General features: G+C 62.1%; 9 protein-coding genes. 2 read left to right on the forward strand and 7 right to left on the reverse strand.

What is annotated here, in order from left to right; genetic code table 11:
- The first annotated feature begins 268 nt into the window (after window positions 1-268).
- On the forward strand, window positions 269-442 hold the full coding sequence (locus ACTJKL_RS20055) for a hypothetical protein (RefSeq protein WP_440853632.1): 174 nt from the start codon (window positions 269-271) through the stop codon (window positions 440-442).
- On the opposite strand, the gene ACTJKL_RS20060 is transcribed toward ACTJKL_RS20055, so the two are convergent.
- The 7 genes from ACTJKL_RS20060 to ACTJKL_RS20090 all read right to left on the reverse strand — a co-directional run bounded on the left by ACTJKL_RS20060 (window position 439) and on the right by ACTJKL_RS20090 (window position 11,731).
- Window positions 439-3,282, reverse strand: a complete 2,844-nt coding sequence (locus ACTJKL_RS20060; RefSeq protein ID WP_440853633.1) for a valine--tRNA ligase — start codon at window positions 3,280-3,282, stop codon at window positions 439-441. The two genes, ACTJKL_RS20055 and ACTJKL_RS20060, sit on opposite strands and share 4 nt — an antisense overlap.
- A gap of 255 nt (window positions 3,283-3,537) precedes the next feature.
- Window positions 3,538-4,290, reverse strand: coding sequence for a PopZ family protein (locus ACTJKL_RS20065; protein ID WP_440853634.1), 753 nt, complete (start codon window positions 4,288-4,290; stop codon window positions 3,538-3,540).
- 791 nt (window positions 4,291-5,081) lie between these two features.
- Complete coding sequence (gene tolC / locus ACTJKL_RS20070) at window positions 5,082-6,452, reverse strand: outer membrane channel protein TolC (RefSeq protein ID WP_100674043.1); 1,371 nt, start codon at window positions 6,450-6,452, stop codon at window positions 5,082-5,084.
- Between the two features lie 276 nt (window positions 6,453-6,728).
- Window positions 6,729-7,388, reverse strand: coding sequence for a protein-L-isoaspartate O-methyltransferase family protein (locus tag ACTJKL_RS20075; RefSeq protein WP_018097746.1), 660 nt, complete (start codon window positions 7,386-7,388; stop codon window positions 6,729-6,731).
- Window positions 7,389-7,694: 306 nt separating this feature from the next.
- Window positions 7,695-8,120, reverse strand: a complete 426-nt coding sequence (gene exbD, locus ACTJKL_RS20080) for a TonB system transport protein ExbD (RefSeq protein WP_100674044.1) — start codon at window positions 8,118-8,120, stop codon at window positions 7,695-7,697.
- Window positions 8,121-8,126: 6 nt separating this feature from the next.
- Window positions 8,127-9,104, reverse strand: a complete 978-nt coding sequence (exbB, locus tag ACTJKL_RS20085; protein ID WP_440853635.1) for a tonB-system energizer ExbB — start codon at window positions 9,102-9,104, stop codon at window positions 8,127-8,129.
- Window positions 9,105-9,325: 221 nt separating this feature from the next.
- On the reverse strand, window positions 9,326-11,731 hold the full coding sequence (locus ACTJKL_RS20090) for a ComEC/Rec2 family competence protein (RefSeq protein ID WP_440853636.1): 2,406 nt from the start codon (window positions 11,729-11,731) through the stop codon (window positions 9,326-9,328).
- Between the two features lie 305 nt (window positions 11,732-12,036).
- On the opposite strand from ACTJKL_RS20090, the gene gltA reads away from it, so the two are divergent.
- Entirely contained in the window at window positions 12,037-13,326 is a 1,290-nt protein-coding gene (gene gltA / locus ACTJKL_RS20095; RefSeq protein ID WP_003537363.1) for a citrate synthase, read from the forward strand.
- Window positions 13,327-13,437 lie beyond the last annotated feature (111 nt).

Raw genomic sequence — 13,437 nt, forward strand, 5'->3', positions numbered from 1 at the left:
GCCATCCGCCTCGGGGCCGCGCTTGAGGGAAGTATCCTCACGATTGCGTGAAATGGCAAACTGGAAGCCCCGGAGCCGACCGGGCGGGACCGGTCATCGGATTTACGTAAGAATTCCCACTTCTCGCCACAATTCGACCACCGATAGAATTTCATTTCCAGAAAGTCCGCGATTTCGATCAAGCAATGGAATTAAATACTACCAAATTGCGGTGTGTGACGCTGGAACAACATCATGGCTTTTTACACGGCACCCTTACGAGGCACCATTGAAACGCCGTCAGCTAAAACCCATGCGTGCATTGTCGATCGCCCCCACCTGCGTTGCCGCCGAGCCAGACCAAGAAACCGATTCGCCGCATCGGTCAGAAACTGGAAAATCCGCGGCATTGCTGCCGCGGATCGTGTCGGCCTTCGAGTTTGTCTCGCAGATGAAAAGCTAACCGGCTTCCGTAACGCGGGACAAAGCAACGCCGAGCGAGTCTCTTTGCAGGTCGAGTTCGACCAGCCGCTCGCGCTCGGCCTCGACCAGTTCCGGCTTGGCATTGGCGACGAATTTTTCGTTGGCAAGCTTGCCGAGGATCCGCTGCCGCTCGACGTCGACCTTTGCGATGGCCTTTTCCAGACGCAATTTTTCGGCCGCGAGATCGATGAGACTGCCGAGCGGAAGGCAAGCCGTCGCTTCGCCGACCACGATCTGAGCGCTGCCGCGGGGCGCCACTGACGCGTGCTCGATGTTCTCCACTCTCGCCAAACGCTTGATCGCAGAGGCGTGCCGGTCGAGCCGCTCGCTCGTCAGCGCCTTCGCCCCGACGATGACCAGTGGAGCCATCGCCGCCGGAGGGACGTTCATTTCGGCGCGAACCGAACGAATGCCGGAGACGAGATCGATCAGCCAGTTGATTTCGTCTGCAGCCGCGTCATCCGCATAGAAGGCGGCCGGCCATTCGGCGTGACAAAGGAGCGTCGTACGCTCTCGCCCGGGGCCGGTCGTCTTTTCCCAAAGCTCTTCCGTCATAAAGGGCATGAACGGATGCAGCAGCTTGTAGATCTCATCCAGGACATAGGCCGTGCAGGCCTGGGACTCGCGCTTGGCCGCTTCATCGTCGCCATTGAAGACAGGCTTCAGGAGTTCGAGATACCAATCGCAGAACTGGTTCCAGACGAAGCGGTAAAGGGTTCCCGCCGCCTCGTTGAAGCGGTAATCCTCGATCGCCTCGCTCACATCGCGGATGGTGCGCGACAGTTCCGTCAGGATCCACCGGTTGATCGTCAGCGACGCTGCCTCGGGGATAAAGCCGTCGCTGCTTACTGCCCCGTTCATCTCGGCAAAGCGGGTCGCATTCCACAGCTTGGTTCCGAAGTTGCGGTAGCCTGCTATCCGGGCCGGGTCGAGCTTCACGTCGCGCCCCTGAGCCGCCATGATCGCCAGCGTGAAGCGCAGTGCGTCGGCGCCGTATTCGTCTATGAGCTCCAGCGGGTCGATGACGTTGCCCTTGGACTTCGACATCTTCTGCCCGTTCTTTTCACGGACGAGCGCATGAACATACACCGTGTGGAAAGGCTCGACAGGTGTGCCGTCCGCATCCTTCATGAAATGAAGGCCCATCATCATCATCCGGGCGACCCAGAAGAAGATGATGTCGAAACCGGTTACCAGCACATCGGTCTGATAATATTTGTCGAGCTCCGGCGTCTCCTGCGGCCAACCGAGCGTCGAGAAGGGCCAGAGCGCCGAGGAGAACCAGGTGTCGAGGACATCCTCGTCGCGCGTCAGTATCTCACCCGGCTTGAAGTTTTCGAGCAGGTCTTCGACATAGGCCTTCATCGGTCCTTCATGGGCGATGTAATGCTGAATCGCCGCGTGCAGCGCTTCCTCCTCGTTTCGTTCAACGAAGATCTGCCCATCGGGACCGTACCAGGCGGGGATCTGGTGGCCCCACCAGAGCTGGCGCGAAATGCACCAGGGTTGGATGTTCTCCATCCATTCGAAATAGGTCTTTTCCCAGTTCTTCGGGACGAAATTCGTCCTGCCTTCCTTGACCGCCGCAATCGCCGGCTTCGCCAAGGTCTTGGCGTCGACATACCATTGCTCGGTCAGGCGCGGCTCGATCGGCACGCCGCCGCGGTCACCATGGGGCACCATGTGCTTGTGGGGCGCGATGTGATCGACGAGCCCGGCCTCTTCGAGCATCTCGACGATAAGCTTGCGCGCTTCGAAGCGATCCTTGCCCTCCAGTTGATCCCAGGCGCCGTGCAGCGCCGCCGGGTGGTCGAGCCCCTCGAGGAAATCCTCGTTGTTCTTGATCGTTATCCGGCCGTCTGCCGTGAGAACGTTGACCTGCCGCAGTCCCCTGCGTTTTCCGACGTCGAAATCGTTGAAGTCGTGCGCAGGCGTCATCTTCACCGCGCCGGTGCCGGTCGTCGGATCCGGATACTCGTCGGCCACGATCGGAATGCGGCGGCCGACGATCGGCAGAATGACGTGCTTGCCCACGATGCCCTTGTAACGGGCGTCTTCGGGGTGCACGGCAACGCCGGTGTCGCCGAGCATGGTTTCCGGACGCGTGGTCGCGACGACGAGATAGTCGCGCGTCTCCCATTCCGTCGCATTGCCTTCCTCGTCGAAGGCGACGGGATGCTGATAGGTCACACCCTCTTCGAGCGGGTAGCGCAGATGCCAGAGATGGCCGTTGACCTCGACCGGCTCGACCTCGATGTCGGAGATCGCGGTTTGCAGCTTCGGGTCCCAGTTGACCAGCCGGGTGTCGCGATAGATGAGGCCTTCCTTGTAAAGGCTGACGAAGACCTCGATGACCGCCTCGGACAGCCCCTCGTCCATCGTGAAGCGCTCGCGCGACCAGTCGCATGAGGCGCCGAGCCGCTTCAATTGATTGAAAATCAGGCCCCCGGACTCGGCTTTCCACTCCCAGACTTTCTCTATAAAGGCCTCACGGCCCATATCGCGGCGGTTCGGAAGCTGACGTTCCATGAGCTGGCGCTCGACGACCATCTGGGTCGCGATACCCGCATGGTCCATACCCGGCTGCCAGAGCACATCCTTGCCGCGCATGCGCTCGAAGCGGACCATGATGTCCTGCAGCGTATTGTTGAGCGCATGGCCCATATGGAGCGATCCCGTCACGTTCGGCGGGGGGATCACGATCGTGAAGGTCTCCGCGTCCGGCTTCGCGTTGACACCGGCGCGAAAGGCATCCGCTTCGTCCCAGGCCTTGGCGATCTTCGGTTCTACCGCTGCGGAATCGTAGGTTTTATCAAGCATTCTTTGGCCGATTTCTGGAGATTGATGTCAGCGTTTGTAAACCGGAAGGCCCGGGGCAAGTCAACCTGAACGGGGAAAAAGCCGCAGCCATCGCGCATGCGGCTTCCATCTTAGATTACTTCCGGGAAAAGTGTGTAACGCTTTTCTGTCCGGACGTGCGCAGGTTCAAATGCGCTACTGGGGAAAAGAGCTCGGCGATTTTCCTGAAATCGTCCACGGGCGGCAGACGCAAGTCGGGCACCTCTACCGTTTACGTCAGCGCCGGGGCCCGCGTGCCACGCGTTCGATTTCCTCGCGCACCAGTCTTTCGACCAATGTCGGCAAGTTGTCGTCCAGCCATTCCTGCAACATCGGACGCAGCATCGCCTCGGCGATCTCGTCGAAGGAACGCCGGGGTCCGTTCTCGACGGCATGTGCCAATTCGTCGAAAGCGCGCGCAACCTGGCGGCTTACAGCCGGGGAAACGATCGTTCCAGGCGTGCCTTCCGGCTCCGTTGCCTCGTCCGGGGCCGCATGCGCGGCCGCCGATACATCCCCGGCCACGGGAGCCGACCCGGCGTCCGCTGCCGCACTCGCCGGGATGGCCGAAGACGGAAACGCAGCGATGCGGGACATCATCGCCGGATTGTCCGCTGGCGACCGCGCCTCCTCGCCTCCTGCTTGATCCCTCGGAACCGTATGCACCGCCTGCCGCTCCGAAGCCGCCCTCACCCTTGCCGCGACATCGGCAAGCGAAAGCGGCGCAGACGACGGTACCGGCGCGTCGGTACGGTTATCGACCGCGGATGGTGACGTCCTGACCGCGGAAAATTGGTCGTCGACGGACCCGAACGCATCCGCTTCGATCTCCGGATCCATCGACAGTTCAACATCGTCGCCGGCGTCGTCCCCGAAGCTCTGCCGCGCGGAGGTTCCGGCCGGACCAGGCTCGTTACTCTCGATGATCTTGCGAATGGATGCCAGAATCTCATCCATCGAAGGTTCACGTGCGACGTTGAGCTGCGCCATTTCAATCCCCGTTTGCTGCGGACGAACACGGAAAAGCCGCTCCGTGTGCCGATTCGAACAAACCTTAAGTGAGTTCGCCGACGAAACAAACGCCGCGAATCAGCTCGGTAAATTCTTGCACAGATTTGTTTTTTTCGGCAGGGGCAATGGCACTTGCGCTCTAAAGCCTGGTGAGATTCGGGCCACCCGCCGCCGCTTGTTTGATTTCCCCATCCCTGTGCGCGTCACAGGAATGAGGACGGGGATGTGCGAAGCGGGACGGGACACTGTCCACGGGCGTGACCGGCGAACTTCCGCGCCGCCTCGATATCTTCACGGTTTATGAAGCGCGCCGAGGGGCCGCACCCTCTCCGTCCCCATCCTTGTGCTCGTCACAGGGATCCAGCAGCGTCGCGTCTGCGGCGCGGGAAGAGTTCTTTCAGCCCAAGGACTTGGGCTGGCTGGATTCCTGTGACAAGCACAGGAATGAGGGACCGGGATGTGCGGTTCCTACAACTTGCGCTTGGGAATATGCGAGGGAATGTTCAACCTGTGACGCAATGAAACGCGCCGAGGGTCGCACCTCTCTATCCTCATCCCTGTGCTCGTCACAGGGATCCAGCAGCGCCGCGTCTGCGGCGCGGAAGACTCTTTTCAGCCCAAGGACTTGGGCTGGCTGGATTCCTGTGACAAGCACGGGAATGAGGAAATCAAACGAGCCGCCGCGGGTGGCTCGAATCTCAACGGGCTTGGCACAAAACGCCGCGACCCTGGGGGACACGGCGTTTCGTGTCGAATTGGCTAAGGGCCGTCTAGCGCCCGTCGACGGTGCGCAGGCCGAACCATTTGTCCTTGACGGCCTCGTAATGTTCCTCGGCCCGATATTCGGCCACCTGCAGGCCCTGGCTCCTGACTGTCAGGTGGCCCATTGCGGCGAGCAAGGCATAGCTTGCAACCACCGCATCGCGTTGCGCGCCCGCCAGCGACTCCTGCGCGTCCAGCACGTCCTGCTGCGCGTCGAGCACGTCCAGCGTGGTGCGCTGACCGACCTTGCGCTCTTCGATCACGCCTTCGAGCGCGAGGTTCGCTGCGGAGATCTGCGACCGGCTGGCCTTGATTCGTGCAAGTGCCGATTCGAGCTGCGCATGCGCCGATACGACTGTCTGCTGCACCGAGGCCCGCTCGGAGTCGACGAGGATCCGCTGCTGCCCCAGAATTTCCTTGGCCTGGCGAATCTGGCCGTATTCCGCACCGCCCTGATAGATCGGAACTTCGAGCCGAGCCGTGACGCTCGCCGTCGTATCATCAAGCCCTTGACCGGCATTACCGGTGTTACGGCTCACGGCACCCTGGAGAACGACGCCCGGCAGCATCGTGCCTTCCGCCGATTTCACCTGGTAACCGGCCGAATCGACGGCATATTGCGCCGCCAGGATTCGCGGGTTTTCGCGCAGCCCCGTCGCCACGGCCTGATCGAGGGACCTCGGCATGGCCTTCGTGGCAGGTCCAGGCTGTCTGATGCCGGTCGGCGCTGCGCCGACGATCTGCACATAGACCGCTTCGCTCTGTTTCAGCTGCGCGATTGCAGCAACGAGCAGCGACTGGGCGTTGGCGAGTTCGGCTTCCGCCTGGCTCACATCCGTCCGCGTGCCTTCGCCCACATCGAGGCGGGCCTGTGCGGCGCTCAACTGTTCCCGAAGGAAGGCGAGGTTCTGACGGCGAATGGAAACGACCTGCTGATCGCGGGCTATGTTCGCATAGGATTGCGCGGCCGAAAGAAGAATCTGGATCTCATTGGCCTTCAGCGTCTCGCGGCTCGAAAACACCTCCGCTTCGGCCGCCCTGACATTGTTCAGGGTCTGAAATCCATCGAAGATCGTCTGCGTGATGGAAATCCCGACCTGTCCGGAATGAAAGTCGCGGGTGCCGGTCCGTTCGGCGTCGACCCGTGAGAGCGTCCCAGTCGCCGACGCGGAAACCTGCGGCCGGTAGCCGGCCTTCGCAATCGGAACCCCTTCATCGGTCGCGCGCAGCCCGGCGCGAGCGGCGTTGAGATCCGGGTTGTTCGCATAGGCCTTGGCCATCGCCCCGAAAATCGTCTCCGCGAGAACGGCGTGGGGCGCGAGCAGCACACTGGTCGAGACAGCCGCCCACAAGGCTGCTTTGCGGACAATCGACACCATCTTCCCTCCGATCAATCGGGGCAGCGTCGCCACCCCGCATTTTTCAGCAGGCCCTTTGGCGGCCTGCACAAACACTGCAATGAAGCCCCGCGCCACCCATGGCGGGCAAATCACCGCTTCCAGGCTCTTTTGAACTCCGGATTCGGGTCTACGACAACTGCGCACCGACCCTCTGCACGGCCATTTCAAAAAGAAACAAATAACACGTTGCCGATTGGCAACATTGCAGTTTTCGCTTCAACACTCATATGTTGAGCTACCTCAATAAGAGGCACATCAAAAAACAAAAGAACGGTCGCGGCGGAAGCCGGGAAGCGGCTTCACGGCGGTGTTGAAGTCAGCTCGCTCCGACGTCATGCCCGATTCGCGCACGTAAAGTTTCGCACGAGATGCGTTACCAAAACCTTCCACGACCACGAGCCGGCCGCCGTCGCGAAGCTGCTCGAACAGCTCGGCAGGGATCATCTCGACGGCACCGTTGATGAAGATGACGTCATAGGGCGCCTCCGCCGCGTACCCCTTGGTGAGATCGCCGCTCACCACGGCGATATTGTCGTAGCCGAGGCGTGCCAGCGTCTCCGTGGCCGTGGCGGCCAGGGCTTCGTCGCTCTCCAGCGCCACGACGGAACCGGCGAGAAGCGAGAGCAAGGCAGAGGCGTAACCTGTCCCGCAGCCGATTTCGAGGACCAGATCCGAGTTGGAGATCTCTGCGAGCTGGAGGAGCTTCGCCAGCGGCGACGGCTCCATGAGGTAACGCGGCTGGGGACCGCCGACGAGCTCGATATCGGTGTCGATATAGGCCAGCTCCCGCATCTTGGCAGGCACGAACTCCTCACGCGGGACCGACAGGAAAGCAGACAGGACTGAATGGGAGGTCACATCCGTGGTCCGGATCTGATTGTCCACCATCTTGATGCGGGCTGCTTCGAAATTCATGATATTGCCTCGTGTCGGAATGGGCGCGGCGCCGGGAAGATCGTGCGTTCGGCGGCCGCTAGCCCGTTGCCTGAAGCGCGAAGCGCCGTATTGATGCGTCGCGCCTCAGGTTGTTGTCTCTGTGCCTGTCATCGGTCCGAAACCGCTCCGCGCTTTCGGACACATTCATAAAGCTCATAGATCGCCGCACGGCCGGTTTCAAGCGACTGCGTCTCCGTGCACGCAAAAAGGCACCCCCAGCCCACATCGGAACTGGCGGCCGGGCCATGAGGAACCTGCCGAGACGAGGATGCGGACGGAAAACCGCTAGCGGGCGGGAGCGGCCTCCAGGCCGACGAGTGCGATCTTGCCGTAGCCGGCATTCTGAATGAGGTTCATCACCGTCATCAGTTCGCCGTAGTCGACCAGGCGATCGGCGCGCAGAAGCACGCGCGTATCCGTGTTGCCGCCGGTTATCCGGTTCAGCTCGGAAACGAAGGCTTCGCGCGGCGCCTCTTCATTGCCGATGGCAAGCGTGAGGTCGGCTTTCAACGTCACGAAGACCGGTTTGTCGTCGCGCGGCGCCGGCTTTGCGACGGATTGCGGCAGGTCGACCTTCATGTCGACCGTCGCGAGCGGCGCAGCCACCATGAAGATGATGAGCAGCACGAGCATGACGTCGATGAAGGGGGTGACGTTGATCTCGCTGTTCTCGTCGAGATCGCCGCCGCTCTCGGAAATTCTTCCAGCCATTTTCGCTTATCCGATTCTGGCGATCGAGTCGGGGCCGTGAACGAAGCCGTCCTGGCGGCGCGGCGGCGCTCTGCGGGCGTGGCGATGATCGAGATCGCGGCTTACCAGTCTTTCGACGGCTGCCGCCGCATCTGCCAGGATGAGCTTGTACCCCCCGACGGACCGGGCAAAATAGTTGTAGATCACCACCGCCGGTATTGCCGCGACGAGGCCGATCGCAGTCGCCAACAGCGCCTCGGCGATGCCCGGCGCAACGATAGCGAGGTTGGTCGTCTGCGCCTTGCTGATGCCGATGAAGGAATTCATGATCCCCCAGACGGTACCGAAGAGGCCGACGAATGGACCGACGGACCCGATGGACGCCAGGATCCCGGTACCGGAGCTCATCCTCTTGCCGGCGCGAACTTCGATACGCGTGAGCAGAGAGGAGACGCGTTCCTTGACACCTACTGCCGGCGCGAGGTCCAGAACGGCGTCCGAGCGTGTCATTTCGTCGGCCGCTGCGGCAATCATCTCCCCAGCCACGCCAGCGCGGCGCTCGAGCTTTGGCTGCACGTCGGCGAGACCATTCGCGGAAACGAGGGCCGCCACGGCGCGCTTGAGGCGTGACTTGGCATATATGAGCTCCAGCGTCTTCACGAGGAAGATCGCCCAGGTGGCGACGGAGGCGAGCGCCAGAGCGACCATCACCGCCTTTACGACGATGTCGGCAGCGAGAAACATGCCGACCGGCGAAAGATCATGCGGAAGCACGGGATTTGCTCCTCCCGCCGTTGCGGCGCCCACCGCTGCCTCGGCCGGCGCCGGTGGCACGCCCGGATCATCGCCGCCGGGAAGGTCTGTCGCCGGCGGCTGCGCGTCGACCGAAACGGACGAGGGCTGTTGTGCGGTCTGCGCGAGGCCGGTCGCGACCGGGCCGGCAAGGAAAACAGTCAGCGTTGCCGCCAGCAACATGTTCAATTTCGGCCGGATCCGATCAGACATCTCGTTCCTCGTTTTTCCGTATTCGCCCGAGCGTCACGGGCCTGCAATCGATTTCAACAATCAGGTGGGCGCGGGATGCAAACCGCAGCCGCTCGCGCCCGCCCCTGTCGGTGAAGCGCTTTCGCAACGCTCTTTACGACAAACAATGGCGGGATGACAAGATTGTGGAGTACGATAATCAAGAATATCACGACAGATGGGCGATGAGGAACGCGCGGTCGTCAGGGCGGTGAACCCTGCGGCAAAAAACTGCCCGTCCGCCAGTCGTAGCGGCGATGACGCTGCCAGGGGCGCTCAGTGGAGGAGAACGACGTGACGACGCGCATGCGTGGCGGCACGCCCGGTTGTTCCTGCTCGGCATGGATCTCGACCGCCCCCGTCCGCCGCAGCGTCTCGGCGCTTATGACCAGCGATCCGCCGGACGGGCAGGCTGCGGACGGCCGGCGGCTGGCGACGACGACCAGATCGGCGCGACCGCACAGGTTGGAGAGCGATTCGGCCTTTTCGATAACAGCCACTGTCCATCCCTCGCGGCTGCGCCCGGCGCACCCTATTCCCTTTCTGCAGGCGAAAACGCCGGGCTGGGCCGAGGTCAGGAAGGCTGCTGTCTCGACGGCGGTGTCCGGCTCCGTCGCAACGTCGAGCGGTGCCTTATGTTCCGCGATCGCAAGTGCGCGCTGCCATTGCGAGAAGATGAACTCCGGCGGACGGCTCCGATTGGTCGCGATCGCATCCGCGGCGATCAGGCCGACCAATTGCGCATCCTCCGATATCGCGATCGATGGGCGCTCCTTCCGCGGCTCGAGCGCGATCGCGCATATACCCAGAGCGATCAGCCCCGCGCCGACGAGCGCCAGCCGCGTTCTCAGAACGCAGACCAGGATGCCGCCGAATGCGATAAGGAAGAACGGCGCGTCGCCCATGCGGCCGGTCATCCACTCCCCGTCGAGCGATGCGACATATCTCGCGACCGCCAGCATCCAGTCCAGCCCCTGCCCCATGACCACAAGGGGATAATATTCGAGCCCGAAGGGCATAAGCAGCATCGCGAACAGTGCGAAAGGCATGATCAGCACGCTGATCAGAGGCGTCGTGAGAACGTTTGCGGCCAGCCCGTAACCGGGGAGCCGGTTGAAATGGGCAGCCGCGTAAACCGCCGTCGCCAGGCCGCCGATGACGGAGGTGGCGACAGTACCGATGGCGAGGCCGGACACGACCCCCACGCTCCCCCGCTTCTTCGAGGTTTCGGGATCCTTTCTCCTGTGGTCGCGCCAGCGGGAATAGCCCGCAACGAGGGCCAGCGTCGCCGCAAAGGACATTTGGAACCCGGGTCCGGCTACCGCCGACGGCGTCCAGGCAAGGATGATGAGTGCGGCAAGCGCCACGTTGCGCAGGCTGATCGAGACGCGGTCGAAGAACAATGCGACGAGCATGATCGAGATCATGATCCAGGATCTGAGCGCTGAGACCGCACCTCCGGAAATCAGAATATAGAAGAACACCATGAGAAGAGCGCCGACGGCAGCGATCTTCTTGACGGAAGCTCTTTCCGCCAACCCCGGAACGAAGCTCAACAGAGTCCGGGCGCCGATGAGAAACGTGCCCGCCGCCAGCACCATGTTGAGTCCCGAGATCGCCAGGACATGCGACAGGCCCGCGGCGCGCAGCATCTCGACGGCCTCGCGGCTGATCGCGCGCTCCTCGCCGGTCACGAGCGCCGCAGCGATCGCACCGGTATCGCCGCCGATCGCTGTCCGGATGCGATTGCCGATCACTTCGCGGATCAGTGCCAGATATGCGGCCGCTTTCGCCGGCAGCGAGGCTTCGGACCGACCGGTGACAGCGCCGGCATCAACCGGCGCTCGCGGCGCGCCATAGAAATACCCGACCGCGCCTACGCCTTTGAAGTAGGAGCCGAACGCGAAATCGTTGAGACCCGGGAGAGCCGGCCCGGAGGGCGGCGACAAACGCGCCTTGCCTTCGATGATAGCTCCGACCGGAAACGGTTCGTGGCGGCTCCGCGCCAGCAGCGTCGCCCTTTCCGGCGCCCGGCGCAGCCGCGGGCCGGATGTTTCTTGTATGCGAACGAGATAACGCCAGCGTCCCCTGTCGTCGGGATCCCGGGTGAGGACCGTTCCGCGAACGGTCGTCGTCACTGGCGTGTCGAGAATGACCGTATCCAGCCTCGCTGTTTCGGCCGCGGCCAGCAGCATGCCCGTGGTAAAGAGAGCGGGCGCGATCACCAGCGGCCGCCAGCTTCGCAGGTCCCCCCGGCAAAGCACCGCAGATATGCCGAAAACGCAAAGCAGCGCTGCAAGTTTGGCAATTCCGACGGATTCGGGCACTGCGAGCCATGCAAGCGAGCCAAGCGCAAGCATGACCGGGATCAGGACGAAGCCGTGGCCGTATTCCTGCTCTTCCGCAACTGCAGCGCCTATGCCGAGGGAAACCGCCGTGGCCGCCGAGCCTATCCGATGGCGAATGTTTGCCGCATGCCAGCCCACAGGCGCCCGGCGGCCGGAGCCGATGGCGGGCAAATCGCCGGTGAGAACCCGCGTGCCCTCGCTCCGGGGCCACGCGCTGCGCTCCCCATCGCGCACGACCGCTCGTGCCCCGCTCTCCCCCATTCCGCTCCGCCCGCGCCTGTTTTCTCGATCCTGCAGCCAACCGCGCAATCTTGCAACTCGAAGGCTGATGCTCAAAAAAGAGGCAGACTAGATAGAATGGTACCGCATTATCAGCTTAGCGATCATTGATCTCTTCGAACGAATTGCCGTAACATGCGTTTGTTGCGTTGCCATATGCGTTTTCGCATCGCACAAGTTTGCCTTTGGTACTGCTTGGCAGTCGAAAATAAATCATATAGCAAATTCGCAACGCTCAAATTCGCGGCACAGAGCTATGCCACGATGTCACAAAAACGGAGGGTCCCATGTCAGAAAAAAGCGCGACAGTAACATTCGGCGGAAAGTCCGCGGACCTGCCGGTGCGATCGGGATCAATCGGTCCGGATGTCGTGGACATCGGCTCGCTCTACAAGCAGACGACGATGTTCACCTACGATCCGGGCTTCACCTCCACGGCATCGTGTGAATCGAAGATCACCTATATCGATGGCGACGAGGGCGTCCTGCTTCACCGCGGATTTCCGATCGAGCAACTGGCAGAGCACGGCGACTTTCTCGAAGTCTGCTACCTGCTTCTCTACGGCGAACTGCCGACAAAGGCTCAGAAGGCCGATTTCGATTATCGCGTCACGCACCACACCATGGTCCATGAGCAGATGTCGCGGTTTTTCACCGGCTTCCGCCGCGATGCCCATCCGATGGCCGTCATGTGCGGCTGCGTCGGCGCCCTTTCCGCCTTCTACCACGACTCGACCGACATCACCGATCCGCATCAGCGGATGGTCGCGTCGCTGCGCATGATCGCCAAGATGCCGACGATCGCCGCGATGGCCTACAAGTACCATATCGGCCAGCCCTTCGTTTATCCGAAGAACGATCTCGACTACGCCTCGAACTTCCTGCGCATGTGTTTCGCCGTGCCTTGCGAGGAATATGTCGTGAATCCGGTTCTGGCGCGCGCCATGGACCGGATCTTCATCCTCCACGCCGACCATGAGCAGAACGCATCGACCTCGACCGTTCGCCTCGCCGGCTCGTCGGGTGCCAACCCGTTCGCCTGTATCGCTGCCGGTATCGCCTGCCTTTGGGGACCTGCCCATGGCGGCGCCAACGAGGCGGCGCTCAACATGCTCGCCGAGATCGGCACGGTCGACCGCATTCCGGAATATATCGCCAAGGCCAAGGACAAGAACGATCCGTTCCGTCTGATGGGCTTCGGCCACCGGGTCTACAAGAACTACGATCCGCGCGCGAAGATCATGCAGAAGACGACGCATGAGGTTCTCGCCGAGCTTGGCCACAAGGACGACCCGCTCCTGGAAGTCGCGATGGAGCTCGAACGCATCGCTCTGACGGACGAGTACTTCATCGAGAAGAAGCTCTACCCGAACATCGACTTCTACTCCGGCATCACGCTGAAGGCCCTGGGCTTCCCCACCACGATGTTCACGGTGCTCTTTGCGCTTGCCCGCACCGTCGGCTGGATCGCTCAATGGAACGAGATGATCGAAGATCCGGAACAGCGCATCGGCCGTCCGCGCCAGCTCTATGTCGGTGCGCCGCTGCGCGACTACGTGCCGATCTCCAAGCGGTAAACGGCGGACAAACTCGACAAAAAGCCCATTGCGCCAACCCTCATCCTCGGGCTTGCCCCGAGGATGACAGGTGGCAGGGTTTGCAGAGGCTGTGGCGAGGTTCTTGCCCGT

This window comes from Sinorhizobium sp. 22678 (assembly GCF_052044265.1).
Lineage (GTDB): Bacteria > Pseudomonadota > Alphaproteobacteria > Rhizobiales > Rhizobiaceae > Sinorhizobium > Sinorhizobium meliloti_A.